Here is a 26883-nt window from a genome sequence, read left to right on the forward strand (position 1 = left end):
CCTGCACATTCAATACTCTAGGACGCCTGGAATTGCTCCAATAGGTCAATCACCGCGGCGCGGGCATCAGCTGGGCCCTCAGCGTTTACTGCTGCATCCGCCATCTTCCGGCATTGCTCAAGAGTGACCTCAGCAAGCTGTGCGCCAACACCTGCGACCGCAGTCGACGCCGCAGACAGTGATGTCACGCCAAGGCCAGTTAGCACGCAGGCGAGCATGGGATCAGCTGCTGCTTCGCCGCAGACGCCCACCGGAACATTATTATCGCGCCCGACCACGCAGGTGTGCTGGATCAAACGCAACACGGCCGGTTGCCACGGATCGGTCAAGTAGGCCAGCTGGGGCGATAGGCGGTCAGCGGCCATAGTGTACTGCGTCAAGTCATTGGTACCGATGGACACGAAGTCGAGGTGCGGCAGGATAGTATCCGCCATCAGGGCTGCAGCCGGTACCTCAATCATCGCACCAGCCGTGAGCCCACGCTCGCGACAGAGTTCGGCGAACCACTTTGCCTCGACTGCCGTGGCCACCATCGGTGCCATAACCCACGTCGTGGCACCTTCGGCACGCTTTTCTGCGGCCTGCGCGATGGCATCGAGCTGACGGGTCAAAAGTGCCTCGTTATCGCGGGCGATGCGCAGGCCCCGGACGCCCAAGGCGGGGTTCTCCTCAGAGTCCAACGTGGCATAGGAGATCGGCTTATCAGAACCAGCATCGAGCGTTCGAACAACGACCTTGGAGTCCGGGAAAGCGTTGAAAACCTTGCCGTAGATGCGTGCTTGCTCCTCCACGGTGGGCTCTTCGCTCGCGGAGAGGAAGGACAGCTCTGTACGGTACAAACCGATACCTTCTGCCTGCGAATCAGAGGCGATGCGAGCTGCGTTGCCGTCGGCAACATTGGCGAGCAACTGCACGCGGTGTCCATCCCTGGTCTGGGCCGGACCCCGCCACTCGGCCACTCGTGCCGCCTTCTCGCGGTATTCCTCTACAGCCTTGAGCGAGGCAGCGCGATCCGCACCAAGGGCCACTGTTCCCACGGAGCCATCGACGAAGATCTGGGTTCCCGCCTCAATCGTGCGCAGCTCAGCGCCGACCGCCACGATGCACGGAAGGTCGAGCTGACGAGCGATAATTGCCGTGTGGCTGGTGGGACCGCCCAGCTCGGTCACAAGCGCCTTGATATGGGTGGTGTCCAAGGTTGCGGTATCCGCCGGTGCAAGGTCATCCGCCAGCAGCACCGCCTCCCCTTCAACCATGGGCAGGCCCGGCTCTTGCTCACCACGCAGTTGTGCGATGACGCGGTCGCGCACGTCCTTGAGGTCAGTCGTGCGCTCGGCCATTACGCCGCCGGCGGCCTCAAACATGGTGACAAACCTGTCTGTGGCACCAACAACTGCATATTCGGCGTTCTTGCCGCTGCGAATGCCCTTGCGCACTGCCTTGTGCCAACCTCGGTCCTTGACCATTCCAGCAGTAGCGCCCAGAACTTCTGCTGCCTGACCTTCAGCACCAGCGGCACGCTGTTCTAGCCTGCTGGCAACGATGTCGGCGGCTTCGAGGAAGCGATCGTATTCAGCATCACGTTGCTCTTCCGCCACGGTTTCTCCAGCCGTGGGCAGTTCTGGGCGTGGGCGAACCCACACCGCCTCAGCGTATGCAACGCCGGCGACGACGCCGGTGCCTTTAATGGTGGATGGGGATGCGTTTTCCATGACACATTTCCTTACGGAGACGATGTTTTTCTCGATCCAGATCATCACAAGTCGGTCAAAAATGCAACGAAAACCACAGTGATTCCGTTGACATTCGGACACATACGGGCAATAATCAACATTAAGCAACATTACTTTCACGCTGACCACGGGCAATCCGCACGGGAGTTCTTGTTTAAGCCGCCGAGGCGCGTTTGCCCCCAATATACGCACTCCGCGAAAGGGGACATTGTCCACAATGATCCTTACCTTGACCCCCAACCCAAGCATCGACGCCACCGTGCGCCTAAACGAGGAACTCGAGCCTGGTGCTGTACACCGCGCAGGGTCTGTATCCAGCGTTGCCGGTGGTAAAGGCGTCAACGTCACGCACGCCGTAACGCTCGCCAACGTCGACAGTCTGGCCCTTCTACCGGCTGTGGCCTCAGACCCTTTCTTAGCCCTCGCCGCTGACGCGTCTATCCCCGTGCACGCCGTGCCGGCACATGACGCGGTGCGCACCAATACCACCCTGACCGAACCGGATGGCCGTACGACCAAACTCAACGGACCCGGCCCCACGCTCGATGAATCAATTCAGCAAGACGTGGCACAGGCCGTTGCTGAACTCTGCGCTGACGCCGAGTGGATCGTCATGGCGGGCTCTCTTCCCCAAGGCGTTCCTACAGATTGGTACACGCAGCTCATCTGTGTCGCGCGCGAAGCCAACCCCGGCATCCGTGTAGCCGTCGACACCTCCGATGCCCCTATGGTGGCTCTCGGAGAAAACCTCGAAACCGCCAGCCCCGACCTCATCAAGCCGAATGGTCTTGAGCTTGGCCAGCTAGCCAACGTGGATGGTCAGGCCCTCGAAGCTGCCGCCGAGAACGGTGATTTTAGCGGTGTGGTCAAGGCCGCGAGGGTCGTCGTCAAGCGCGGCATCCCCGAGGTTCTCGTCACCCTGGGTGGCGCTGGCGCAGTGCTGGTCACTGCCGATGAAGCGTGGGCCGCTACTCCCCCGCCGATTACCCTGCGCTCTACCGTGGGCGCCGGTGATTCTTCGCTCTCCGGCTATATCCTCGCCCGCCGCTCGGGTGCCTCCTACTCGGAAGCCCTGCGCCAAGCGGTGGCCTACGGCTCGGCTGCCGCAGCACTCCCGGGAACCCAGATACCAACCCCTGAAGAACTAGATATCGAACACACGACGGTTCAGGCCGTCACCGACTTTTAGCAGTACTGAGGAGTACGTACCCGATGTCATCAGAACTCATCACCACCGATCTTGTGGCGCTCGACGCCGACTTCGGTGACAGCATCGAATCAGTCATTACCAACCTGGCCACGCTTGTCCACGACACCGGCCGCGCCACCTCCGTGGAGGAACTGGCTGGCCCCGCCATCGAGCGTGAAGCAAAAGCTGGCACCGGTGTCCCCGGTGGCGTTGCCATCCCACACTGCCGCTCCGCCGCAGTGTCTGAACCCACCTTGGCCTTCGCCCGCCTCTCGCGCGGTGTAGACTTCTCCGGGCCCGATGGCGACGCCCACCTGGTGTTCCTCATCGCTGCCCCGGAAGGTGGCGGTAAAGCACACCTGAAGATCCTCTCCAAGCTGGCTCGCGCGCTGGTGAAGAAGGACTTCTTGGAGGCTCTGCGCACCGCGCAGACCAAGGAGGAAATCGTCTCCCTGGTACTCGACGTGGTTAACGCCGAAAAACCGAAGAAGAAGGCTACGGCCAGCGAATCGGCACCTGCAGCTGCGACTGCAGCGCCTACGGCGAGCAAGGCTGCGGATCCACAGAAGACCCGCATCGTGGCCGTCACCGCATGCCCGACCGGCATTGCCCACACATACATGGCAGCCGACGCCCTCACCCAAACCGCCGAGGAGCGCGACGATGTCGAGCTCACCGTAGAAACCCAGGGTTCCTCCAATAACACCGCCGTTTCTGCAGACACCATCGCGGCTGCCGACGCCGTCATCTTCGCTACCGATGTCGGTGTTCGCGACCGGGAGCGCTTCGCCGGAAAGCCCGTTATTGAATCAGGCGTCAAGCGCGCCATCAACGAGCCGGGCGTGATGCTCGATGAAGCTATCGCTGCGTCCAAGAACCCCAACGCACACAAGGTCGCAGGCACGGCAGGCGCAGCCTCCTCTAGTTCCGCAGAAGAAGGCGAAGGTCTGGGCTGGGGCAAGCGCATTCAGCAGGCCATCATGACCGGTGTGTCCTACATGGTGCCCTTCGTTGCTGCCGGTGGCCTCCTCTTAGCCTTGGGCTTCCTCTTCGGTGGCTACGACATGGCCAACGGTTGGCAGGCCATCACCAGCGATTACTCGTTGACCAACCTGCCGGGCCATGACGTCATGGTTGATGGCGAAATGATGACCTTCAAGAAGGCAGGGTTCGCCCTGTACATCGGCGCCGTGCTCTTCGCCATCGGTCAAGCATCGATGGGATTCATCGTCGCGGCGCTCTCCGGCTACATTGCCTTCGCGCTGGCGGGCCGCCCGGGCATCGCGCCGGGCTTCGCCGGTGGTGCCATTGCGGTCACCCTCGGTGCGGGCTTCATCGGTGGTCTGGTCACCGGCCTTATCGCTGGCTTTGTTGCGATGTGGATTGGCAAGTGGAAGGTCCCGCGCTGGATCGGCTCCCTCATGCCTGTGGTCATCATCCCGCTGCTCGCCACCATGGTTACTGGCCTGCTCATGTACCTGCTGCTCGGTGCACCGCTGGCCGCCATCATGGAAGGCCTGCAGAACTGGCTGTCCTCTATGTCCGGTTCCTCCGCGGTCCTTCTGGGCATCATCCTGGGACTTATGATGTGCTCCGACTTGGGTGGCCCGGTCAACAAGGCTGCTTACCTCTTCGCTACTGCTGGCCTGTCCACGGGTGATGAGGCTTCCATGAAGATCATGGCCGCCGTTATGGCCTCCGGCATGGTTCCGCCGATCGCACTGTCCATCGCTACCTTCGTACGCAAGAACCTGTTCACGCCTGCGGAGCAGGAAAACGGTAAGTCCGCCTGGCTGCTGGGTCTGTCCTTCGTCTCCGAGGGCGCTATCCCGTTCGCTGCTGCCGACCCGCTGCGTGTCATCCCGTCAATGATGCTCGGTGGCGCAGTAACTGGTGCTCTGTCGATGTCCCTGGATGTCATGTCTCGCGCCCCGCACGGCGGTATCTTTGTTATCTTCGCTATCGAACCTGCGTGGGCTTACTTCGTGGCTATCCTTGCCGGCGTCATCGTGTCCGCCATTGCGGTCATCGCGATGAAGCAATTCTGGCCTAACAAGGCTGCTGAAGAAGCTGCTGCGAAGGCAGACAAGGCCAAGGCCGCCGCCTAGCGCTTAAGCCGCGTACACTTGTAAGCACGAAACTCCGTAATTCGAAAGGATTATTATCATGGCTTCTAAGACCGTCAAGGTTGGCTCCTCCGTCGGACTGCACGCACGTCCGGCCTCCATCATCGCCGATGCCGCCGCTGAGTTCGACGAGGACATCTTCCTGACCCTCGTCGGCGATGAGGACGAGGATGAGACCGATGCTGCTTCCTCCCTCATGATCATGGCTCTCGGCGCCGAGCAGGGCGACGAAGTCACCGTGACTTCTGAGAACGAAGCCGCTGTGGAGAAGATCGCCGGTCTCATCGAGCAGGACCTCGACGCTTCCTAAAGCACTTTCCGTCTATAGAACGGCAGAGCTCCCGCTTCCCTCTTGTACTGAGGGTGGCGGGAGCTTTTTGTTTCTCCGTGTCTGCGCGGGCTCTTTCTCTCGTCTTCTCCCCTCGACTGAAGTGACCTACTGTGTAGAGTCAAAGACATGACTGGCCAGCCAACAACGCCCCCAGACGTCGGCTACGAGGTCATGGGAGCGTTGACCCGGTTCCGCGGCGACCTCGATACCGAAACCCTCTACCACGGAGTCGCCTCACACCTCTGGGCGGATCAATTAGCGGGAGATTATCCGATTGGAAAAGCAGACTTCGCCAACCCCGAAACCATTTCGTGGCCAACTCATACCGACGACGAGGTATACATACACACGGTGGAAGAGCTGCAGGACTACGCACAGGCTCATTCCGGCAGTGATGATGTCTGGCTGGATGATGAGTTCGTGGGGAGAGCTCTAAAGGGACCGAAGTAAAAGCACCTTATGCAGACTTCTGCACACATTCACCTGGGGTTTTCTAAATCAAAGCCTCCAGATGGTGCCTTTACTCCGTTCAGGCGGCGAGGGTATGTCTAGTACTTCGCGCCGCGGCCCTCACCAATGGAGCCGTAGAGCTTCTTCATCACCGGGTAGAGCACGATGATGCCGACAGAGCCCCAGGCAATGCCCTCAAGCGTCACGCCAAAGACGTCGAGGGTGAGGTTGCCAATACCCGCGATGAGCGCCACCGCCGCAGCAGTGAGGTTCACCGGGTTATTGAAGTTGACCTTGTTGTCCATCCAGATGCGCACGCCGAGCATGCCGATGAGCCCGTAGAGGACAATGCAAGCACCACCCAGCACGCCGGTGGGGATGGTAAAGATGAGCGCGCCAAACTTCGGGATGAAGGCCAGAGCGATGGCTGTGATAGCAGCTACCCAGTAGGCGGCCGTGGAGTAGACGCGGGTCGCGGCCATCACGCCGATATTCTCCGCGTAGGTCGTAGTACCTGAGCCACCGAAACCACCAGCCAGGGAGGTGGCAAGACCGTCTGCAATGAGGGCGTCACCGGCCAGATCATCGAGATCGCGCTTGGTCATCTCCGAGACGGCCTTGACGTGGCCGACGTTTTCCGCAATCAACACGACCAGGACCGGAAGCGCGGCCGCGATGGCGGAAACGTGAAACTCCGGCGCATGGAACTGTGGGAAGCCAATCCAGGCTGCTGCGCGGATGGACTGCACAGCGCCTTCGCCAAGGTTGCCCGTGGCAGCCGCAAAAGCCCAGCCCACGACAACACCGATGAGGATAGACAGACGCGACACCATGCCGCGACCAGCGACGGTGGCCAGGATGATGACCGCCAGCGTCACCGTGGCAACCAGAGGCTGGCTCGAATAATTGGTGGCAGCATTGGGCGCCAAGTTAAGGCCAATCAGTGCCACGATGGCGCCGGTCACAGCCGGCGGCATGACGGCGTCAAGGACCTTCCGGCCCGCCGCCTTCACCGCGAAACCAATCGCCACCAGGACCAGGCCAGTCACTAAGACGGAACCCGCCTGTGCGCCAATGCCGTACTGCTGGGAGGCGCTCAGCGGCGCAATGAACGCGAAAGAGGATCCCAGGTAGGAAGGCAGGCGGTTGCGGGTAATCAGGAGGAATAGGATTGTTCCCAGGCCTGAAAACAGCAACGTCGTATTGACCGGGAATCCGGTCAGGGTGGGCACCAGCAGTGTCGCGCCGAACATGGCCACGACGTGCTGCATGCCGATGCCGATAGTGCGGCCCCAGCTCAATCGTTCTTCGGGTGCGACGACCGCGCCCGGCTTAATCGTTTTTCCGTCCCCGTGGACGGCCCAGCCAAAATTACTCACGAACCATAATTATGGCTCACGGGAGCACTGAAACCTAAGCGTCCTCACCGGCCACGCGAAATTCCCTGAGTTCGGCGGCAATAGAGGCGGGCAGGCGAACGTCGACAAGCGTGCCCTGACCCGTGTACTCCTCACTGCGCACGGTGCCCTGGGTATGGATGCGATCGACCACGTCCCCGCGGGTAAACGGCACGAGCAGCTGCACGTGCTCGTCTTGGGAATTGAGGAACAGCTCCACACGCGCAGTGAGCTCATCGATGCCCTCCCTCGTCTTGGCGGAGACATAGACGACATTGTCGCGGTCGAGGGCGTGGCGCAGCTCCGCGAGTACCAGGGGGTCAGCCTGGTCAATCTTATTAATGACGATAATCTCCGGCGGGGCTTCCTCACCGGTGTCCTTCACAATGTCATAGATGACCTTGTTGACCGCTTCAATCTGCTTGAGCGGGAAAGGATCAGAGCCGTCCACCACATGAAGCATCAAGTCCGCTGCGAGGACTTCCTCCAAGGTGGATTTGAAGGCTTCCACCAGCTGCGTCGGCAGGTGGCGCACAAAGCCGACGGTATCGGTGAAGACGACCTGACGGCCATCAGCCAGCTCGGCGCGGCGCGTAGTGGGATCCAAGGTAGCGAACAGCGCGTCCTCCACCAGCACGCCAGCGCCCGTCATCGCGTTGATGAGCGAAGACTTGCCAGCGTTGGTGTAGCCAGCAATAGCGATCTGCGCAATCGTTGAGGATGCGCGGCGCGAGCGCTTGATCTCGCGTTCCGTCTTCATCCCTTTAAGTTCCTTGCGCAGCAGCGCCATCTGCGTGCGGATGCGGCGACGATCCGTCTCAATCTTGGTTTCACCGGGTCCGCGCAAGCCGACACCGCCGTTGGATCCGGCTCGGCCACCCGCCTGGCGCGAGAGGTTACCGCCCCAACCGCGTGTATGGGTGTAGAGGTACTCCAGCTGTGCGAGCGAGACTTGGACTTTACCTTCCTTGGACTTGGCGTGCTGCGCGAAGATGTCCAAGATGAGCATGGTGCGGTCGATAACCTTGGTGTTGAGCGCTCGTTCTAATGCCGTGAGCTGGCCCGGGGTAAGTTCGCCGTCGCATACCACGGTATCCGCGCCGGTGGCAGTCACGATATCCTTGAGCTCTTTCACCTTGCCGGAACCGATATAGGTTCCAGGATCCGGCTTGTCGCGCTTCTGATACAGGGCTTCGATGACCTCTGCACCCGCGGTCTCCGTCAACGCGACAAGCTCCGCCATCGTGGCCTCAACCTCGGCCACGGTGCCTTCGGTCCACACGCCCACCAAGATCACTTGCTCAAGGCGGAGCTTGCGGTACTCCACCTCGTAGATGTCGGTGCTGTCTTCTGAGCGGATTGTGGTCTTACGGTTCACTCGCCGGAAGGCATTGCGCTCCGCGAGGTCGAAATCACCGGTGGACGGCACCTGTGTCATGGGCGCGGGCTCACCAAAAGCCTGCGCGAGGAGATCATCATGGGTTTCTTGTGTCATATGTTTTCTATTCTTGCACGTCACGCCTCTTAACAGGGAATCTCCGTTGCACACGACCTTGTGCCGATCCCGGCGGCAAGGCTCACCGACAACATTTTTGAGTCATCGCGGCGCCAGATACAATGGGCCGCATGACCGTCAAAGAGACCACCCACCCAGAGATGCAGGCCATTGGCCTCAACTACGAGCGCTGGCAGGACGCCGTCGAAGCCGCCATTTCCACCAACCAGCTGGCAGTCACCGGGGAGGTTCGCGGAGGACAACTCATTCAGTTCTCGGATCCTTCCGGGGCGCAACTCAATATCCTTGCCGTCGAACCTTTCGCCACCTTTATCGGCTTCGAGGGCGTCACCCAAGGATTCGCTCACGTCTCTATGCTCAACGATGTCTTGGCTTACCTGGACATCATCGATCCTTTCGGAAACGTTCTCGCGCAAGCAACGGCGAACCTGGCGCAGGGCCCGCTCTTGGCAGATGAGGACACCCAGCAGTGGCAACAGGTAGAGCTCACCGCGATGGGCCTCGACGTCACCGCCTTCGACAGCACTGAAGCCTACGAAGCCGAGAAGGGTGCCTACCCAGCCACGTTTGAATCCACTGGCGCGGCAATTGTTGCGGCCGGTTCCGGTTCCGAATCCCCCACGCCGGGCTGCACTTTTTCCGCACGGGTCATGGAATCCGAGTGGCGCCACAACCAGCTCACAGGTAAGCGCTTCATGCACCTCGTCATGGATGGCACCTTCCCCTTCGATCTGTGTCTGCCGGAGAGCTTTGGTGAGCTGCCACCGAAGGATTCCGTTCTTGCGGGTTCGGCGATGTTGACGGCCTCGATTGCGCTGCCCACCGGTGGTTGTGGCGGCGAAGGCGGCTGCGCTTGTGGCTCTGGAGGCTGCGGAGGCCACTAAGGTCTCGGAGAGTTGTCACCATGATTTTTTCCGCATCTCAGCGTCGCGGTCTAGCGCTGCTTCTCGCCGCAGTTACCGCTGCGGTGTTGATTGTGACGCTGAAGCTGCCGGGAGTCATCCTCGCTGCTTTCGTCTGCGGCGCGCTGTGGCTTTTCGCCGATGCCCGCCCCAACGCCTCGGAGCATGCGGCACTGCGGGCTTCCATTGCGCTCACGGTGGAGGACATCACGGGTGTCCTCGAGGACTATGCCACGTTTGCTACGAGCGATGACGCGGAGTCCTTAGCCGACCGAACATTGCACCGCCCCGCGCTTGTCGACGTCGACTGCGCAAACCCCGTCATCGAAGCGTTCCACTACGAGATGCATGGTGCGCAACGCTTCTTACGCCGCCTCGATGCGCGGGTGAACTCACCGCACGTTGAAACCAGTGAGCTGGAATCCCTGCTTAAAGTGGCCGACGAGCGCGCCGCAGAACTCAAAGAAGCCTGGCTCGCGGCCCGCCGCGCCGCCTTGGCCTTGGGCACCAACTACAAAAAAGAGGACGGACGCTAAACGCCGTCCCGAAAAGCCCTATAGTGAAGTTTCACCAGTTGCCACGATGCGCGAAGGCCCCGTCAGCGTGGAGCCGTCTTCGGTGATGTCCACCTCTACCTCGCCGCCCGGAACAATGACGCGGACGTGGCCGGTGACCTGGGAGGCATCGGCAAGCGCGGCGCACGCTGCCGCCACCGTTCCGGTGCCGCACGAGCGAGTCTCCCCCGAGCCGCGCTCGAAGACGCGCATGTGAATCACACCATCGCGCAAAGGTGTCACCAGCTCTACGTTGACGCCTGCCGGGAAAAAATCAGTGTCAAAGACAGGCTGCTCAAGGCGCTTTCCAGCCAAGGCCTCTGCGCTAAGCCCCGGGATTACAGCCGCCAAATGGGGGTTTCCCACGTCCACTCCTAGCCCGGCGAAGCTCTCCCCCGCCATCGCAGCCGTGGAGACACCGAGCACCTGTGCTGGTCCCATCTCCACGCTAACTTCGGCCTCAGTCTCGCTGAAAGAGTGCACGGTAACCTGCTTGGCGCCGGCGCGCGTGCCCACGGTGAAGGTGTCTTCTTCCACCAACCCACGGGAACGGACCCAATGCGCGAAGACGCGGGTGCCGTTGCCACACATTTCCGCCACGGAGCCATCCGCGTTGCGGTAGTCCATGAACCAGTCATCGGCGTTAATACCCGGCGCGAGCTCATCGATTTCTCCAGAAGCGAGCAGTTCACCAGCGCGGATGACGCGCAGTACACCGTCGGCGCCGATTCCGGCTCGACGGTCACACAGTGCCGCCACCTTTTCCGGCGGTAGCGGCTCGGTTCCCTCCACAATGACGAAATCGTTCTCAGTTCCGTGGCCTTTAGCAAAGTTCATAGCTGTAGAGTCTAACGCCCTTCGAGGACACGCAAAGCCTGCGTGGTCGTGTCAGCCGCGGCATCCAACCAGTGGATCCGTTTATCGCGGTTGAACCAGGCGCGCTGGCGGCGCACATAGCGGCGGGTTCCGGTGATAGTGCGCTCCACTGCCTCCTCCCATGTCAGCTCTCCGCGCTGTGCTTGGAGAACTTGGGCATAGCCAATCGCCCGCCCGGCTGTGGACTCAGCCTTCAAGCCGCGGATTTGGAGGCTCTCCACTTCCTCCACCAGCCCCTTGTCGAACATGAGGCGGCTACGCAGCTCGATGCGCGGGTTCAACCAGCTGGCTTCCGTGCGCAACCCGAGGATTCTCGTGCCCCACCGGGGCGGGGCGTTCTTCGGTGGCTGGCTGGCTTTGAAAGGCTTGCCTGTAAGCTCGATGACTTCCAGCGCGCGCACGGTACGGCGCGGGTCCTTATCTTCAATGATGGCCGCGGCTGCCGGGTCCACGCTGGCAAGCTCTGCGTGCAAGGCATCGGTACCAATCTCTTGGCGCCGGGCTTCCCAGCGAGCGCGCACCTGCGGATCAGTGGGCGGGAATTGCCAATCATCCACGAGTGATTGGACATAAAGCATGGAGCCGCCCACCAAGATCGGAGTCTTGCCACGCGCTCGAATACTCTCGATATCCGCGATGGCAGCGGACTGATAGCGTGCTACCGACGCCGTTTCCGTCACGTCCCACACATCGAGCTGATGGTGTGGGATACCTTCGCGTTCCTCCATCGTTAGCTTGGCGGTGCCGATGTCCATGCCACGGTAGAGCTGCATCGAATCAACGTTGACAACTTCCCCGTCAAGCTCGTGTGCAAGAGCTACGCCGAGAGCCGACTTTCCGGAGGCCGTCGGGCCAACCACTGCAATGGGGGTTGGTGCGTGCGGGTGAGTATGAGTCATCAGCACTGCCACCCCGCCACATAGCGCCCTACCCCGAGGGTTGAATCCGCTGCCCGAAGCTCCGCGTGCCGTGGGTGCACGCCTGCCAGCTGTGCCCAGAGGTTCGTCTCGAGCACACCTGCGGACCGCAGACGTGCCTCGTCGCAGTGTGCTTCCCCGCCGGCAAGAACGCTTTCGCACCACAGGTGGGCATCCCGTGCGCCGTCGACGAGGGCTAGTGGCGCGCGTTTGGTCAGGCCTGCTGAGCCATCAACACAGACAACGGTCAGGCGGGCGGGACGGACCTCACCGAGTTCAGCGCGGGAATCTTCCACCACGAAGCCTGGTTCATCGGGTGTGTGGGCAAGCGCGCGACAAAGCACGTAGCGGGCCATGATTTCTGGCAGAAAGTTGCCTCCGCCGACGTCGACCTGCGGCGCTCCCCATGCTCGCAAGCTTCCCGTATGCTCGGTGCTCCACCGAGTATCACGCGATCCCACGATATCTACCTTGAGAGGGCCTCCGCCGCTTATGCGTGCGGCATCGCGAGCGAGCTCGCAGGCCGCGCCGAGCAGCGCGCGCGAAGCGTCATCGCCGGGAGAGAGTTCTTCCGCCAGAGCCGGGGAGGCTGGCATAACCATGAGATTCTGCATCAACTCCCATCCTATAAGGTTTGTTTTTCGGGGTTAACACGCGGCTGCACGGCGGAAACGGTAGTGTTGTGTCACATAAGTTTTGGCAGCCGTGTCGCGCGGCGCGATAGTACCGAAGGTGGTTTCCTACCATGTCCGCTATTCCTTCTCCTGGAGCCATGCCCCGCAAGGGCGCTCGTCCCGGCCCGTCGGCTTCCGCCCCCGCCGCACGACCGGTGCAGCCGGCAAAGAATGATCCCGCTAAATGGGGCCGCGTTGATGCTGATGGTTCGGTCTTTGTGAAGTCGCCCGAAGGTGAACGCAAGATCGGCGAATGGCAGGCAGGCACCCCAGAAGAAGGCTTGGCGCACTTTGGCGCCCGCTACGACGATCTGTCTACCGAAATCGAGCTGCTGGAATCCCGCCTGCAGGCGCATCCGGACGATGCAGCGTCGATCAAATCAACCGCGGCAGAGCTCCGGGACTCCCTGCCCACGCAGGCAGTGATTGGTGATATTGCCGCCTTGGACAAGCGCCTGAGCACCGTCATTGAGCATTCCGTGGAGGCCGGCGAGCAGGCGCAGGCTAACAAGGCTCGCCGCCGCGAAGAGGCAATCGCCAAGAAGGAAAAGCTGGCGGCCGAGGCCGAGGACATCGCCGCCAACTCGACGGAGTGGAAGGCCGCCGGCGACCGCATTCGCGCCATCCTCGAGGAGTGGAAGCAGATTCGTGGCATCGACCGTCAGACGGATGATGCACTGTGGAAGCGCTATTCCCGCGCCCGCGATTCCTTTAACCGTCGTCGGGGCTCGCATTTCGCCGAGCTCGATCGCAACCGCGCTGCAGCCCGCGCCAAGAAGGAAGAGCTAGTGGAGCGCGCGGAGGCTATTAAGGAATCCACCAACTGGGGTGAAACGGCGCGTGCTTACCGTGACCTCATGACGGAGTGGAAGGCCGCTGGCCGCGCTCCCCGCGAGATCGACGATAAACTCTGGGCCCGCTTCCGTGCCGCGCAGGACCACTTCTTCAACGCCCGCAACGCGGTCAACGACGAACGGGATAAGCAATTCGCAGAAAACGCCGCCGCCAAGGACGCGCTCATTGCGGAATATGACTCCCAGATTGATCCATCCAAGTCCATCGACGCTGCAAAGGCCAAGCTGCGGGAGCTGCAGGAAAAGTGGGAAGAGATTGGTTTCGTCCCGCGCAAGCAGGTGCGCGAATACGAGTCTAAGATCTCGGCTTTGGAAAAGCGCGTGAGCGACGCCGAGGATTCACAATGGCGCCGGACGGACCCAGAGGCCCAAGCCCGCGTGGCCCAGTTCCAAGCCAAGGTGGATGAATTCACTGCACAGGCGGAGGCCGCAGACGCCAAGGGCAATGCCAAAAAGGCAGAGGAACTGCGCGCCCAGGCGCAGCAATGGCAGGAGTTCGCGGATGCCGCTGCGGCTGCTGTCAACGATAAGTAGCGGCTCCCAGTCTGAGTGTTCGTTCAGATAGTCGCCCCGCCGGGCTCGGCACACGCTGAGCCGGCGGATTGCCTCCGCAGCTTTGTCTTCGACGCTAACCTTGCCGCACAGGAAGCCAGCGGTGATCCCGCGGCCAGTGGCTCTCCACGCCGTGTGCTCCAGCGCTTGCAAGGCTCCGCAGAGTCCGTGACTTACCTTTTCGGGCTCACTACCGCTGCTATGGGCACTGCAGGAGAACTGGGGCTGCCGGTCATTTCAGCAGCCGAGCCCAGCCCAGAAATCGACTTCGACGGTTTCATCCATATCTCACTTCCTCTCTTGGAGGAAACGGACAACGCCGATATCGAATGCGTCCTCGCCGCGGATCTCTTGCCCTTGCCTGGGGAGGAACTAGAGCCAGAGGCTCTCGACGTTACGCGAGCCCTCGCCCGCGAGGCACTCCGGCTTACCCGCCAACTGGGCCGCAAGAATGCCCAGGTTGGCATGCTGTATCCGCCGGACGCGGACCATACCTACGATCCGATGTCGCAGGCCTACCTCGAACTGGGGTTTCGCCAGAAGCACGCCGAGCGTCAGATGTACGTCGACATCCAGCCCACTGCCCCAGTGCTCGGTGCGCAGGTGTGGCCGGACTATGACATCCCGAAAGAGCTTCTGGATGATGTCCTCCGCTTGCTCACCATTGCCTCCGCCGACGCCGTGTACGGTGACTTGAGCGTTGAGCCCATCGTGTGGACGCGGCAGCGCCTCAACGAAGCTTACGCCCGGCTACGCTCCCGGAAGGCTCACACGTTGCTCGTCGGCATTCTCGAGCGCGGTCGAGTCGTCGCACTCACGGAGCTGTCGCGCCACGGCGATGCAGACCCCGAAGTGTGCGAGTGGACTCTCACAGTCACCGACCGCGCCTACCGCCGGCGCGGACTGGCCACGCGCGCCAAGCAGCATGCTCAGTACGCGGTGACGCACCACTGGCCCACCGTTCGCCGGGCGTACTGTTCTGTGGCCCAAGCTGATCCAGCGATGAATGCGCTCTATGCGCGCCTCGGCGCGCATATCATCTCCGCCAGCAGCGCCTACGAGCTCACCGTGTAGAGCGGATAATCGGTGTAGCCGCGCTCCCCACCTGTGTAAAACGTTCCTTCGTCCGGCGCGGTGATTGGAAGCTGCTCCTGCCAGCGGCGAACGAGGTCCGGGTTCGAGATGGCCAAGCGGCCCACGGCCACCGCATCACCATGCTGAACCAGCTCCTCGGCTTCGGCACGCTGGGTGACCTGGACAAATCCCGAATTCAGGATGACGCGGGTGCGCCCGTTAGCGCGTGCAAGGGTGCTCAGCTCAGTAATGAGCTCACCGGTAGGCTCTGCGTGGAGGAAGGAAACATAGGCCAGACCGAGGTCTTCACTTGCACGGAGCAGCCCTCCATACGTGGCAAGCACATCCGCGGCGTCAGTTTCCTCGATGCCCTGAATATTGTGTTGTGGCGACAGCCGCAGTGCGAGACGGTCTGCACCGATCTCCTCGGCCACAGCACGGAGGATTTCCTCCACGAGGCGATAGCGATTCTCTGGGTTTCCACCATAAGCATCCTCTCGGTGATTGGAGCTCGGGGAAAGGAATTGATGCAGAAGGTAGCCATTGGCGCCATGGATCTCTACGCCATCCATCCCTGCGTCGATGGCGTTGCGAGCGGCCTGACGGAACTCTCCGATGATGCGAGGTAGCTCTTCAACGTCGAGGGCTCGGGGAACCGGACACTCTTTGCGGGACTCAAAATCTCTGACCGCAGTCCCAGAGGCCACTGCGGAGGGCGCTACCGGCTGTGCCCCTTCGAGGAGACTGGCATGAGACAGGCGCCCGCCATTCATTACCTGCATGAAAATGCGCCCGCCGGCCTCATGGACGGACTCCGTCACGCGACGCCACCCGGCAATCTGCTCTGGAGTTTCGACACCGGGCTGGCCAGGAAAGGCGCGGCTCGTCATCGAGGGGAATACGCCCTCTGTCACGATAAGGCCCATGGAAGCGCGCTGCGTGTAGTACGTCTCGTGCACATGTGTGGGGACACCGTCACGGCCTGCCCGTGAGCGGGTCAAAGCTGCCATGGTCACGCGGTTTGGCAGGGTTAGTCGTCCCAATTCAAGTGAGTCGAAGAGTGTAGTCATGCACTCCACAACACGATAGTAGGAGTGCTTATTCCTCGCCCTGCTGACGGCGGTGGCGTGAGGCGGCGCGTGAGCGGCGGTCGTCGATAAGCAGCGGGTTCTGCTCCGCTGGCAGCTCAGTCGCGGCTTCGTTTTGCAAGACACCCACGTGGTCAAGCTGCCCCGAGACTTCACGGACACGCTCAGCGGCGGCTAGCTGCTCAGGGCTGCGGCGCAACGCAACTTGGCAGTACACAAGAAAGGCCACCAACGTCGAGATAGCAACCGCGTACATGCCGATGGAAGCACCCTCAGCGGCGCCGCCGCGGTACCAGAAGCCCCATAAGTTGACGAAAAAGGAGATGGTCACCATCATCCATGCGGCGAGAGCTACAGACGTCCGCCGCGTGAGGAGTGTGGCCGTGGTCAGAATACCCACGCCACCCAACGCTAGCCAGGCGCTGACGGTCTCCATAAGCGAGATCCGGACTCCCTCAACGGTTCCTCCGACGAAGAGCGCTTCCCATCCGCGAGCCTCGCCAGCATAAGGAAGCACCAGGTACGCTACCCACGCCAGGACGGATACGATGAGCGCGTATTTGTGCTTTCCCAGTTCAATGGTCCTCGCTGCACGCTTCTCTGCCGCGACGGCGTCGCGCACCTGCTTCAAGTCATCACCCATAGGACCGGAGCCTACTCTCTTCTAACAGCCGCAGGAATCAGCCGGCGCGCTGGGCTTGCCGACGCCCGGCAGCCCCAGCCCCACCCCAATCGGAGCCGTCGTAGGTGTCTGCCCTGCCGCCGACATATCGCCGGCCTTCGTGCGGCGGCGCTCGCTAACGCCGGAGTCAGCAACCAGGAAGAAGGAGCCCGCACCCGTCACGGTGGTGTGCACGACATCACCGGGACGAATCTCCGCGGAAATGTCCTTGCCCGCAGGATCGACGGGAGCGAAGTGAACGAGGCGACCATCGCGGGCACGGCCGGTAAGGCGGTGAGTCTCGGCGGACTTACGACCACCTTCCGCCTGAACCAGAAGCTCCACACCGGAACCGACGAGCTTCGCGTTTTCCTCAGCCTGGATGGAGTCCTGCAGCGCTACCAAGCGCTCGAAGCGCTCCTGCACGACCCCCTTCGGTATCTGATTCTCCATTTCGGCAGCCGGAGTGCCTGGGCGCGGCGAGTACTGGAAAGTGAAGGCGGACGCGAAGCGGGCGCGGCGCACCACCTCTAGAGTGGCCTCGAAGTCTTCCTCCGTCTCGCCAGGGAAGCCCACAATGATATCCGTCGTAATGGCAGCATGCGGCATTTTCTCTCGCACTTCATCGAGAATGCCCAGGAACTTCTTCGTACGATAGGAACGGCGCATGTCCTTGAGCACCTTGTCCGAACCAGACTGAAGCGGCATGTGCAGCTGCGGGCACACTGCTGGGGTCTCCGCCATGGCATCGATGACATCGGACGTGAACTCTGCAGGGTGTGGGGAGGTAAAGCGGAGGCGCTCAAGCCCCTCGATCTTGCCCACTTCCCGCAGCAGCTTGGAGAAAGCGAAGCGGTCCCGCGGCAGATCCGGGTCGGCGAAGTTGACACCATAGGCGTTGACGTTTTGCCCCAACAAGGTCACCTCGGACACGCCCTGGTCCACCAGTGCTTGAACCTCTGCGAGGATATCGCCTGGGCGGCGGTCTTCTTCCTTGCCGCGCAGCGAAGGAACAATGCAGAAGGTACAGGTGTTATTGCAGCCCACGGATACCGATACCCACCCGGCATAAGCGGATTCGCGCTTTGCCGGCAGCACGGACGGGAAGGCCTCCAGGGCGTCGACGATCTCAACCTGGGCCTCATCGTTGTGGCGGGCACGCTCCAGCAATGCCGGCAGGGCAGCCATGTTGTGGGTTCCGAAAACAGCGTCTACCCACGGCGCATGGTCAAGGACTATGTCCTTATCCTTCTGCGCCAAGCAGCCACCCACCGCGATTTGCATGCCCGGGTGGTTTTCCTTCGTCTTCTTTAACGCACCCAACGTGCCGTACAGGCGCTTATCGGCGTTCTCGCGCACGGCGCAAGTATTGAAAACGATGAGGTCAGGCTCAGTGCCCTCCGGTGCCGCCGAATAGCCGGCTTCCTCAAGCAAGCCGGAGATACGCTCTGAGTCATGAACGTTCATTTGGCAGCCGAAAGTCCGCACCTCATAGGTGCGGGGCTGGGAATTAATTACGGGGGAGTTCACGGGGGGACATTCTAACTGGCCCATCCGACTACTCATAATGCCTTTAGTTCGGCAATGCGCGCATCAAGAATCTCGATGGATATGCGCATAACGAGTTCCTGGTTATAGCCGCGCCGCGCGAGCGTGCCAACGATGCGGCGCAAGAACTTGTCCCTTTCATGCCGGTCAGCGGGAACCCTCTTGAGGGTTCGCGCCTTCTTTTCAGCTACCTGGCGGGCGACAGCCTCTTCAGATTCTTCAGTGACCTGCTCTAAAGCTATGGCACGGTCGGCAGCCTCGACGCCCTTCTCCTTCAATTCCAGGTTGAGGGCCCGAGCCGATTTTCCTCGCCGGGTGTGACGCTGACGCACCCACTCCTTGGCAAAGGCTTCATCATCAACAAGCCCTGCCCCTGCTAAGTCATCGACGACAGTGTCAACGACCTCTGGCTCAAAGTCCGCAGCGACGAGCCGGTCACGCAGCTCCTTGCGGGAACGTGCCCGCTGATCCAGTAGACCTAGCGCACGGGAACGCACGGGTGCCTTCGCCGCTTCGGCTTCCGCGTCAATGAGTTGCCCGCCGGCGTCACCCGACTCGTAGGCTTCGAGAGCGTGACGTAGCTTTTCGAGCTTCTCTGGTGAAGGTTGTGGCATTGATTCCGATTAGTCGTCGTCGAAATCGACGTTCGGTACGAGATCGACAGCCTCATCCGTCAGCGGATCGTCCGCGCCCGGCACGTCCATCGCTACATCCTCGCCCGCTTCGGCAGCGGCGGCACCAACGCCGAGTTTGACGAAGATCTTCTTTTCAATCTCATCCGCGAGATCTGGATTGTCCTTGAGAAAGTTACGGGCCTTTTCCTTGCCTTGGCCCAGCTGGTCGCCCTCATAGGTAAACCACGAGCCAGACTTCTTGATGAAGCCGTGTTCGACGCCCAAGTCAATGATGGAAGACTCGCGCGAAATGCCCTCGCCGTACATGATGTCGAACTCAGCGATCTTGAACGGCGGGGAAACCTTGTTCTTCACAACCTTGAGCTTGGTGCGGTTACCAATGGCATCCTGACCATCCTTCAGGGTCTGGATTCGGCGAATATCGCAACGCACCGAGGCGTAGAACTTCAGAGCCTTACCACCCGTCGTGGTTTCCGGCGAGCCAAACATTACGCCGATCTTTTCACGCAGCTGGTTGATAAAGATGGCGGTGGTGCCCGAGTTGTACAGAGCACCGGTCATCTTGCGCAGCGCTTGGGACATGAGGCGCGCCTGAAGGCCAACGTGGCTATCTCCCATCTCGCCCTCAATCTCAGCCTTCGGGGTCAGCGCCGCGACCGAGTCAATCACAATGATGTCAATGGCACCGGAACGCACCAGCATATCGGCGATTTCCAAAGCTTGCTCACCGGTATCTGGCTGGGAAACCAACAGGTTGTCCGTATCCACGCCGAGCAGGCGTGCATACTCCGGATCGAGAGCGTGCTCAGCATCGATAAATGCGGCGATGCCACCAGTTTTCTGCGCCGATGCAATGGCGTGCAGCGCAACGGTGGTCTTACCCGAGGATTCCGGGCCATAAATCTCCACGATACGCCCACGCGGGAAACCGCCGACGCCTAATGCGATATCGATAGCTGTGTTGCCGGAGGAAATGGCTTGGATTGGCGGGCGGTCATCATCGCCCAAACGCATGACGGCGCCCTTACCAAAATCCTTCTCAATCATCGCCATTGCGGCATCAAGGGCCTTTTGACGATCATCGCCCTTGTTCGCCGTCGAGGACTTCTTCTTCGTAGCCATTCATTTCCTCACTATCGTGCGTCAGTTGTTGTGCATTCTTGCTCGTTAATACGTGCGTGTTAATGCTTGAGTGTTAATTAAAGGTGGCACCTAGTTAGACTGCCGCCTCGTGACTTTGGTTCCCAGGCTTTGACTCAATTAGCCTTTCACCCTCACCACAAGCCACGAAAGCACCCTAACGCGCTCACCGGACCACGTCCCCACAATACACACACAAGTGTTCGATTGGCCATTCTGCCGTGACGCGTGTCCAGGGCGCCAAGTCCGTTACTGGAGCACCCACGGGCCACCCTGCTCCTGCCGAGAGAAAGTCACCTTCTCAGAAGCTGGAAGAACGGCCACCTCCTCCCCTAGTTGACCACACATGTCTAGCTCGTCAAGGTCAGCCCTACTGCTCATGAATGAGGAATACCCGGGCCTTTGCACATCCCGGTAGAGCTCAACCTGCCCCGCAGCAGGCGGCACCCACTCATCGTCCTCATCACTACCACCCTGCCAGGTACCTTCGCTCGCCGCTAGGACATCTTTTTCGGAAGCACCGGGGCAAATTAAGATCACCCGTTCATACTCGGAATCAAAGATGTCACCGATCTGCATGTCCACGCTGCCAGGATCCCCCTCCTTCACCCCGGCTGCCCTATCGATATTTTCAATGACATTCGCGGAATTCATCAACGAACATCCAGTCAGACCACCTATGACCAAGCCGGAGAGAAGCGCCATTGCACCCCCGCGCACGCTTAGGTGCATCACATCGTTAAGCCGTGCTTGTCCCTGCCTATCTGCCATGCCCCGAGGGTACCCCGTTCGGGGTGATCGTGGGATCCAAAGCCCATGCTTGAACGGTGTTCAAAAGGGCTCATTTGCTGCACCGTTACCCCGCTGGATAAACTTTGGCCCATGAAAAAGAATTCCGTCGCGGCTGACATCGCGTACGTCGCGGTCTTCACCGCGCTCATCATAGTCTTTGCTTTCGTCTCCATCCCCACCCCCACCGCGGGTGTGCCCATCGTTCTCCAAAATGCCGTTATCATCCTGGCCGGCCTGGTTCTCGGCGGCCGGCGCGGCCTCTTCGTGGGCCTGCTTTTCATAGCTCTCGGCCTCGTTGGTCTTCCCATCCTGGCTGGCGGGCGCAGCGCGTTAAGTGCTATCGCCGGCCCCACGGTGGGCTACCTCGTTGGATATGTGGTCGCTCCGGCCATCACCGGTCTTATCGCCTACCGGGCGCCGCGCGGCAAGGGAGGCATGACCGCCATCCTCGCCATTGCTGCTCTTGTTGGCTTAGCTGTGCAATATTTCTGTGGAAGCCTGGGCCTAATGTTCCGCTCTGACATGTCCTTCGGGGCTGCCATCATTGCCCAAGGCCCATTCATCATCCCCGATCTCATCAAGGTCGCCGTCATGGTCATTATCGCGGTCGGTGTCCATGCAGCATTCCCCGATCTGATGGGTCGACGCGCCCAAGCGAAGTAGCTCCCGTGCCGCAGATCGATTTCCGCAATGTTTCCGTCGCCTTCGACGAAACCCCCGTACTCAAAGACATTTCACTTTGCTTGAGCGAACAGCGCATCGGCATTATCGGTGCCAATGGTGGCGGCAAGTCCACGCTCGTTCGGCTCATCAACGGACTCGGTGACCCCACCAGCGGTCAGGTAGTGGTGGACAACCTGGACGTCGCCAAGCACGGCAAGGAAATCCGACGCCGCGTGGGTTTCGTCTTTTCTGATGCCGAGAACCAGATCGTCATGCCGCAGGTACGCGATGACGTGGAGTTCTCCCTGCGTCGTCTCAAGTTGTCGCGTGAAGAACGTACCAAGCGTGTCGACGCCGCCCTCGAACGCTTCGGCCTAGGCCCCTTGGCAGAGCAGTCTCCGCACACGCTCTCAGGTGGGCAGAAACAGCTCCTTGCACTGGCCTCAGTACTGGTCATCGAACCGACCATCATCATCGCTGACGAGCCAACCACCCTGCTCGACCTGCGCAACCGCGACCGCATTCGCCGCGAGTTCGCACGTCTGGAACAACAGCTCATCGTCGTCACTCACGATCTAGACTTCCTCTCCGATTTCGATCGCGTTCTGTGCATAGACAACCACAGCGTCGTTGCCGATGGAGCACCCGAGGAGGTCATCCCCTTCTACACGAACCTTATGGAATCCCGCCCGCTCTAACTCATGCCCAAGAACATCCCACTCGGCTTCTATGTCGACGCCGATACCATCATTCACCGCATCCCCGCCGCGGTGAAGTTCCTACTACTCATTGCCTTCATTCTCGTAACATCGCTGGCGGTGCACACGATCCCTTGGGCGGCGGTGAGCCTGGCTCTCCCCCTTAGCCTCTTCCCTATTGCCCGAGTTCCTTTCCGCGTTGCGTTTGGCCAACTCGCACCGCCGCTCTACCTTCTCCTCGCGCTCGCCGCGTTCCAGTGGTGGCAGAAAGACCTGACGGCGGCTGCCATCATGTTCCTCACCATCTACGCCGCCATTAGCGCGGCGGTGCTGCTAACACTCACCACAAAGGTCTCGGAGATGATGGACTCCCTGGATCGCGCCCTGGCCCCTCTGGGGCGCCTCGGGGTCCCCGTTGAGAACATCACGCTAGCGATGTCCCTGACCATTCGTTTACTTCCCCTGATGCTAGGGACGGTCGTCGAGGTGCTGGACGCACGAAAAGCCCGGGGTGCCACGGCATCACTAACCGCCTTTGGCACCCCGGTTATCATTCGCTCGATCCGTCGCGCACGCGCCATGGGCGAGGCCCTGCAAGCGCGCGGCGTCGGAGACTAAACTTTATTCACCGCGCAGCTCACGCAGGCGAGCCTGGACGGCATCATCCTGCACGTTCGGCTGAGCCTTAGCTTCAGCCGAACCGATTGCCTGCTGGGAGTTGCCCTCTACAGCCTTCGGATTGTTCATCTCGGCGCGAATCTGCTCAAGACGGGAGTGGCCAGCCAGCTGCACACCGGCCTGCTCAATCTCATGCATTCGGTTCGACACAGAGTTCTCCGCGAGCTCCGCCTGACCCAAAGCCTTGGAGTAGCGGCGCTCAATCTTATCGCGCACGGCATCTAGGGAAGGCGTGTTGCCATTCGCGGTAAGCTCGTTCATCGAGTTAAGGGAGTCGGAGACCTTCTCCTGCATCTTGGCCTGCTCGAGCTGGGACAGCAACTTCGAGCGCTCGTTAACCTTCTCACGCAAAGCCATGCCATTGCGCTCGACGGCCTTCTTAGCCTGCTCCGCCTGCTGCAGTGCCTGATCATGCAGCTTCTTGGTGTCTTCAACAGACTCCTCCGCGGTTACCAGCTGGGCGGCAAAGGCTTCCGCTGCGTTCTCATACTCGGTAGCCTTCTGCACGTCACCCTCAGCACGGGCCTTGTCCGCCAAGCTGAGAGCGTTGCGGGTGTTTTGCTGCAGCTTTTCAATCTCACTAAGACGACGGTTGAGCTGCATCTCCAGCTGACGCTGATTACCAATCACCGCAGCGGCCTGCTGGGATAGCTCCTGGTGCTGGCGCTGCGCGTCCTCGATCGCCTGCTCGATCTGCACCTTCGGATCAGCGTTCTCTTCGATCTTCGAGTCAAAGAGAGCCATCAAGTACTTCCAGGCCTTTACGAATGGATTCGCCATAACAGAAGGTGCCTTTCTCAGCAGTTCGTTGTGTGGATAAATGGGTAATCAGAGTATTCTCTGCCTGCCTAATATTAGCGAAGCAAGGAGAGCTACGCCGCAGTTCTATAACTCGGATGCAGCTGGCGCAGTGGATGCAAGTTCCTCATCCATCGACGGCAACGCCATGTAGCCGGCCGCCTCAATGAGGACATCGGAGACGCTGACATCAAGTGCATAGCAGACAGAGGCCAGCAGCTCGGAGGAAACCTCCTTGCGGCCACGCTCCAGCTCCGAAAGATATCCCGGGGAAACGCGCGCCACACCGGCGAGCTCGCGGAGGGTCACGCCTTTATCCGCGCGGAAGGCGCGAAGCGTTAATCCGAGGGCCTCGCGCAGCAGCGGCTCAGGAGTCCGCGTCGACCGCGCCGGGGACTGGGTGGGTTTATCGAGTAGTGCAACTGAAGTGTCCATCACCCCATACAACGGCTCAGCAGTCGTACTTGTTCCCACAATCAACTAATTTTCTTCAAGAGTTGATAGGAGAAGACTCAATGCCGCCTCAACGGCAGCGAAACGAATCGCGTTGCGCCCCTCAGCAGGAAGCTCATAAAGGACGCCGCGCTTGGCGACGCCCCCGCCACCCCTCCCGCATAACCCCACGTACACCGTGCCCGCGGGTTTGCCTTCCTGGAGGTCCGGCCCGGCTACACCAGTCAGCCCTACCCCCCAATCTGCACGCGTTTCAACGACCGCCGCCTCAGCCATCTGCGCAGCAGTCGCAGCAGACACCACGCCTTGCTCCTCAAGTTCTTCCACGGTGGTGTTGAGAAAATGAGCCTTGACCTCTGTCGCATACGTCACCAGCCCACCCCGCAGCACCGCCGAGGCTCCCGGGATGCACGCCACAGTCGCAGCGGCTAGACCAGCAGTAAGGGACTCACAGAACGCCACAGTTTCACCGCGTTCGCTGAGCGTGGATACTAGTTGCGCCTCGATGCTCATTGGTTCTCCCTACGGCCATCAATGAGGTACTGGATGCCGGTCAGGACGGTAACGAAGGCGGCGGCCAACATAACGAGGAGGCTCGGAAGGTCCATCCACCCTGGCAGCGGACAAAGATACAACGCCACCGCCACAGTCTGCAGAGCCGTCTTGAGCTTTCCGCCTTGGGAAGCCGGCACCACCTTCCCTTGACGCAGCAAGAAGAAGCGCCAAATCGTAATGCCGAATTCGCGAAACAGAATCAGCACGGTGATCCACACCGGCAAAGCCCCAGTGATATTGAGGCACACGAGGGCCGCGGTCATCAGGGCTTTATCCGCGATCGGGTCCGCAATCTTGCCAAAGTTAGTGATGAGTCCCCGCGCGCGTGCAATATCGCCATCCAACTTATCCGTGAGCATCAAGAGCGCGAAGCAGAGGAAAGCCCACCATTCATGGCCGGCGAGCACCAGCCAGGCAAACAGGGGGATAAAGAGGATGCGCAAACTGGTCAGGATGTTGGGCAGGTTCCAATTGGAGACCTCGGGGTTAACATCCGTAGTTTGAGATTGCTTGTGCGCAGCCTGAGAATCATTCACGCTCTTCATCCTACCGTGGCCTGCCTGCCCCTCGGGCGAGCACTACCATGGTCGGTATGAAGTATTTCGCAGTTTCCTATGAATACAATCCATCTAACCCGGTTATTGCTGAGGTTCGCCCGAAGCACCGCGAATTCATCGGCGCACTCCACGACAAGGGCCAGATCTGTGGCTCTGGCCCTTACACCGATTCCAAGGGCGGGGCGCTCATCGTCCTGCAATTTGAGGATGAGTCCGTAAAGGTGGCCGATGTCATCGCCCTCATGGACCAGGATCCCTTCTACACCGAAGGCGCTGTTACTGGGCGCGCTTTCCGCGAGTGGAATCCCGTTATTAATTCCTTCTAAATCCCCGCGGCCCGAGTTTAAGGCAGCTCGGACTTGGGAAGTTCGTCCGCCTTGCCGACGAGCTCGCCCTCCTTGTTGCGTACGATCTTGTTGCCAAAATCGTCCCAATCATAGTGGTTGTGAGAAACCACCACGCCACCCTGGGCTTGGTCGCGTTTGTCCTTCCACACTGACAGCAACACCGTAACCAGGAGGACGCCGACGATGACCAGTAGCGACACAAGGGTCGTAATCTCCGGTACTGCGCTGACATTCTCACCTCCATTGATGAAGGGCAAGTTGTTCTCGTGCAGAGCGTGGAAGAGCAGCTTGACACCAATGAACAGCAAGATAATACCCAGGCCATAAGGCAGGTAGACCAGGCGGTCCAACAGGCCATCAATGAGGAAGAACATTTGGCGCAGCCCCATGAGAGCGAAGGCATTGGTGGTGAAGACGAGGAAAGGCTCCGAGGTAATGCCGTAGATAGCTGGGATGGAGTCGAAGGCAAACATGACGTCGATCAGCCCGATAGCCGCCAAAGCAACGAAAAGCGGCGTCAGGGCGAATTTGCCCTTCTTCTCACCGGATTCCTCACGGTGGGTGAGCTTGTCACCGTGGTAGCGCGGGGTCACATGGATCACTTTGCGCAGCCACTTGACTACCAGCATGTCGTTGGGGTCGGTCTCGGGCGTCCCGTTGATCTCATCGATGAGCAGCTTGACTGCGGTGTAAATAAGGAAGATGGCAAACAGGTAGAAGACATCCGACCATGCCGCAATAATGGCCGCGCCCATCAAGATGAAGACAAGGCGGAAAACCAGCGCTAGGACGATACCGATGAGCAGGACCTTCTGCTGATACCTGCGGGGAATCTTGAAGGAGCCCATGATGAGCGAGAACACGAACAGGTTATCCACGCTCAACGCCTGTTCCGTCACCCAACCGGTGTAGAACTGTGCCGCATGTTCACTGTCCCACAGCACCCATACAACTCCGCCAAAGACAACGGCGACGGCCATGTAGAACAGTGTCCACCCACCGGATTCCTTGATGCTGGGCTCGTGGGGTGAGCGGACGTGGCTATAGAAATCGAAAACAAAAAAGCCCAAGATCACCGCGATGGTGATGGCCCAGACCCATAGTGGCACATGCATAATGAGTTAT

General features: G+C 60.4%; 29 protein-coding genes. 12 read left to right on the forward strand and 17 right to left on the reverse strand.

Annotation, left to right across the window (positions count from 1 at the left end):
- Positions 1-17 precede the first annotated feature (17 nt).
- On the reverse strand, positions 18-1712 hold the full coding sequence (ptsP, locus tag CAURIM_RS07785; protein WP_201828014.1) for a phosphoenolpyruvate--protein phosphotransferase: 1695 nt from the start codon (positions 1710-1712) through the stop codon (positions 18-20).
- 238 nt (positions 1713-1950) lie between these two features.
- On the opposite strand from ptsP, the gene CAURIM_RS07790 reads away from it, so the two are divergent.
- From CAURIM_RS07790 to CAURIM_RS07805, 4 genes are all read left to right on the forward strand, one after another.
- Positions 1951-2922, forward strand: a complete 972-nt coding sequence (locus CAURIM_RS07790; RefSeq protein ID WP_070711312.1) for a 1-phosphofructokinase family hexose kinase — start codon at positions 1951-1953, stop codon at positions 2920-2922.
- 23 nt (positions 2923-2945) lie between these two features.
- On the forward strand, positions 2946-5030 hold the full coding sequence (locus CAURIM_RS07795) for a PTS fructose transporter subunit IIABC (protein ID WP_201828011.1): 2085 nt from the start codon (positions 2946-2948) through the stop codon (positions 5028-5030).
- A gap of 58 nt (positions 5031-5088) precedes the next feature.
- Positions 5089-5358: an HPr family phosphocarrier protein gene (locus tag CAURIM_RS07800; RefSeq protein ID WP_010190265.1), complete on the forward strand. Its 270-nt coding sequence runs from the start codon at positions 5089-5091 to the stop codon at positions 5356-5358.
- A 147-nt stretch (positions 5359-5505) separates the two neighbouring features.
- On the forward strand, positions 5506-5829 hold the full coding sequence (locus CAURIM_RS07805; RefSeq protein WP_201828008.1) for a hypothetical protein: 324 nt from the start codon (positions 5506-5508) through the stop codon (positions 5827-5829).
- Positions 5830-5927: 98 nt separating this feature from the next.
- On the opposite strand, the gene CAURIM_RS07810 is transcribed toward CAURIM_RS07805, so the two are convergent.
- Positions 5928-7208 carry a uracil-xanthine permease family protein gene (locus tag CAURIM_RS07810; RefSeq protein ID WP_070446740.1) on the reverse strand — a complete coding sequence of 427 codons (1281 nt, stop codon included), beginning with the start codon at positions 7206-7208 and terminating at the stop codon, positions 5928-5930.
- Positions 7209-7242: 34 nt separating this feature from the next.
- Positions 7243-8721, reverse strand: a complete 1479-nt coding sequence (gene hflX, locus CAURIM_RS07815) for a GTPase HflX (RefSeq protein WP_070644952.1) — start codon at positions 8719-8721, stop codon at positions 7243-7245.
- A 122-nt stretch (positions 8722-8843) separates the two neighbouring features.
- Between hflX and CAURIM_RS07820 the strand changes: the two genes are divergently transcribed.
- Positions 8844-9626: a hypothetical protein gene (locus CAURIM_RS07820; protein WP_201828005.1), complete on the forward strand. Its 783-nt coding sequence runs from the start codon at positions 8844-8846 to the stop codon at positions 9624-9626.
- A gap of 20 nt (positions 9627-9646) precedes the next feature.
- Complete coding sequence (locus CAURIM_RS07825) at positions 9647-10180, forward strand: hypothetical protein (RefSeq protein WP_070446737.1); 534 nt, start codon at positions 9647-9649, stop codon at positions 10178-10180.
- Positions 10181-10198: 18 nt separating this feature from the next.
- Here CAURIM_RS07825 and dapF read toward each other — a convergent pair whose 3' ends face one another.
- The 3 genes from dapF to CAURIM_RS07840 are packed head-to-tail and all read right to left on the reverse strand — an operon-like array spanning position 10199 to position 12605.
- Positions 10199-11035: a diaminopimelate epimerase gene (dapF, locus tag CAURIM_RS07830; RefSeq protein ID WP_070446736.1), complete on the reverse strand. Its 837-nt coding sequence runs from the start codon at positions 11033-11035 to the stop codon at positions 10199-10201.
- A gap of 11 nt (positions 11036-11046) precedes the next feature.
- The gene (gene miaA, locus CAURIM_RS07835) at positions 11047-11973 is read right to left on the reverse strand and encodes a tRNA (adenosine(37)-N6)-dimethylallyltransferase MiaA (RefSeq protein WP_070446946.1); all 927 of its coding nucleotides are present in this window, start codon (positions 11971-11973) and stop codon (positions 11047-11049) included.
- The gene (locus tag CAURIM_RS07840; RefSeq protein WP_070446735.1) at positions 11973-12605 is read right to left on the reverse strand and encodes a hypothetical protein; all 633 of its coding nucleotides are present in this window, start codon (positions 12603-12605) and stop codon (positions 11973-11975) included. The genes miaA and CAURIM_RS07840 overlap by 1 nt, the downstream gene beginning before the upstream one ends.
- Before the next feature lie 131 nt (positions 12606-12736).
- On the opposite strand from CAURIM_RS07840, the gene CAURIM_RS07845 reads away from it, so the two are divergent.
- Together CAURIM_RS07845 and CAURIM_RS07850 are read left to right on the forward strand one after the other, a co-directional pair.
- A complete protein-coding gene (locus CAURIM_RS07845) occupies positions 12737-14053 on the forward strand; it encodes a DUF349 domain-containing protein (protein ID WP_070644957.1) in 1317 nt (438 codons plus the stop codon).
- Between the two features lie 15 nt (positions 14054-14068).
- The gene (locus CAURIM_RS07850) at positions 14069-15145 is read left to right on the forward strand and encodes a GNAT family N-acetyltransferase (protein WP_201828002.1); all 1077 of its coding nucleotides are present in this window, start codon (positions 14069-14071) and stop codon (positions 15143-15145) included.
- Here CAURIM_RS07850 and CAURIM_RS07855 read toward each other — a convergent pair.
- The 6 genes from CAURIM_RS07855 to CAURIM_RS07880 all read right to left on the reverse strand — a co-directional run bounded on the left by CAURIM_RS07855 (position 15127) and on the right by CAURIM_RS07880 (position 20988).
- On the reverse strand, positions 15127-16215 hold the full coding sequence (locus CAURIM_RS07855) for an alkene reductase (protein WP_083276477.1): 1089 nt from the start codon (positions 16213-16215) through the stop codon (positions 15127-15129). The two genes, CAURIM_RS07850 and CAURIM_RS07855, sit on opposite strands and share 19 nt — an antisense overlap.
- A 28-nt stretch (positions 16216-16243) precedes the next feature.
- Positions 16244-16876, reverse strand: a complete 633-nt coding sequence (locus CAURIM_RS07860; protein ID WP_201828000.1) for an Rv2732c family membrane protein — start codon at positions 16874-16876, stop codon at positions 16244-16246.
- A 21-nt stretch (positions 16877-16897) separates the two neighbouring features.
- The gene (miaB, locus tag CAURIM_RS07865) at positions 16898-18448 is read right to left on the reverse strand and encodes a tRNA (N6-isopentenyl adenosine(37)-C2)-methylthiotransferase MiaB (protein WP_201827997.1); all 1551 of its coding nucleotides are present in this window, start codon (positions 18446-18448) and stop codon (positions 16898-16900) included.
- Positions 18449-18456: 8 nt separating this feature from the next.
- Entirely contained in the window at positions 18457-19056 is a 600-nt protein-coding gene (gene recX / locus CAURIM_RS07870; protein ID WP_201827994.1) for a recombination regulator RecX, read from the reverse strand.
- Between the two features lie 9 nt (positions 19057-19065).
- Positions 19066-20199 (reverse strand): recombinase RecA, encoded by a 1134-nt coding sequence (gene recA, locus CAURIM_RS07875; protein ID WP_070446729.1) that lies wholly within the window; start codon positions 20197-20199, stop codon positions 19066-19068.
- Positions 20200-20466: 267 nt separating this feature from the next.
- Entirely contained in the window at positions 20467-20988 is a 522-nt protein-coding gene (locus CAURIM_RS07880; RefSeq protein WP_201827991.1) for a hypothetical protein, read from the reverse strand.
- A gap of 111 nt (positions 20989-21099) precedes the next feature.
- Here CAURIM_RS07880 and CAURIM_RS07885 point away from each other — a divergent pair, with 111 nt between their 5' ends.
- The 3 genes from CAURIM_RS07885 to CAURIM_RS07895 are packed head-to-tail and all read left to right on the forward strand — an operon-like array spanning position 21100 to position 22988.
- Positions 21100-21672, forward strand: coding sequence for a biotin transporter BioY (locus tag CAURIM_RS07885; protein ID WP_201827988.1), 573 nt, complete (start codon positions 21100-21102; stop codon positions 21670-21672).
- Positions 21673-21677: 5 nt separating this feature from the next.
- On the forward strand, positions 21678-22370 hold the full coding sequence (locus CAURIM_RS07890) for an energy-coupling factor ABC transporter ATP-binding protein (RefSeq protein WP_070446726.1): 693 nt from the start codon (positions 21678-21680) through the stop codon (positions 22368-22370).
- Between the two features lie 3 nt (positions 22371-22373).
- Positions 22374-22988 (forward strand): energy-coupling factor transporter transmembrane component T family protein, encoded by a 615-nt coding sequence (locus CAURIM_RS07895; RefSeq protein ID WP_201827985.1) that lies wholly within the window; start codon positions 22374-22376, stop codon positions 22986-22988.
- Between the two features lie 3 nt (positions 22989-22991).
- Here CAURIM_RS07895 and CAURIM_RS07900 read toward each other — a convergent pair whose 3' ends face one another.
- From CAURIM_RS07900 to pgsA, 4 genes are all read right to left on the reverse strand, one after another.
- Positions 22992-23828 carry a PspA/IM30 family protein gene (locus CAURIM_RS07900; protein ID WP_070446724.1) on the reverse strand — a complete coding sequence of 279 codons (837 nt, stop codon included), beginning with the start codon at positions 23826-23828 and terminating at the stop codon, positions 22992-22994.
- A gap of 105 nt (positions 23829-23933) precedes the next feature.
- Entirely contained in the window at positions 23934-24281 is a 348-nt protein-coding gene (locus CAURIM_RS07905) for a helix-turn-helix domain-containing protein (RefSeq protein ID WP_201827983.1), read from the reverse strand.
- 45 nt (positions 24282-24326) lie between these two features.
- Complete coding sequence (locus tag CAURIM_RS07910) at positions 24327-24812, reverse strand: nicotinamide-nucleotide amidohydrolase family protein (protein WP_070644971.1); 486 nt, start codon at positions 24810-24812, stop codon at positions 24327-24329.
- Positions 24809-25399, reverse strand: coding sequence for a CDP-diacylglycerol--glycerol-3-phosphate 3-phosphatidyltransferase (gene pgsA, locus CAURIM_RS07915; RefSeq protein WP_201827981.1), 591 nt, complete (start codon positions 25397-25399; stop codon positions 24809-24811). Before pgsA ends, CAURIM_RS07910 begins: the two co-directional genes overlap by 4 nt.
- Before the next feature lie 47 nt (positions 25400-25446).
- On the opposite strand from pgsA, the gene CAURIM_RS07920 reads away from it, so the two are divergent.
- On the forward strand, positions 25447-25737 hold the full coding sequence (locus CAURIM_RS07920) for a YciI family protein (RefSeq protein WP_010190299.1): 291 nt from the start codon (positions 25447-25449) through the stop codon (positions 25735-25737).
- 17 nt (positions 25738-25754) lie between these two features.
- Here the strand turns inward: CAURIM_RS07920 and CAURIM_RS07925 are convergent, their stop codons facing one another.
- Complete coding sequence (locus CAURIM_RS07925; protein ID WP_070446722.1) at positions 25755-26873, reverse strand: TerC/Alx family metal homeostasis membrane protein; 1119 nt, start codon at positions 26871-26873, stop codon at positions 25755-25757.
- Positions 26874-26883 lie beyond the last annotated feature (10 nt).

Origin of the sequence: Corynebacterium aurimucosum (assembly GCF_030408555.1) — a bacterium.
Classification (GTDB): domain Bacteria; phylum Actinomycetota; class Actinomycetes; order Mycobacteriales; family Mycobacteriaceae; genus Corynebacterium; species Corynebacterium aurimucosum.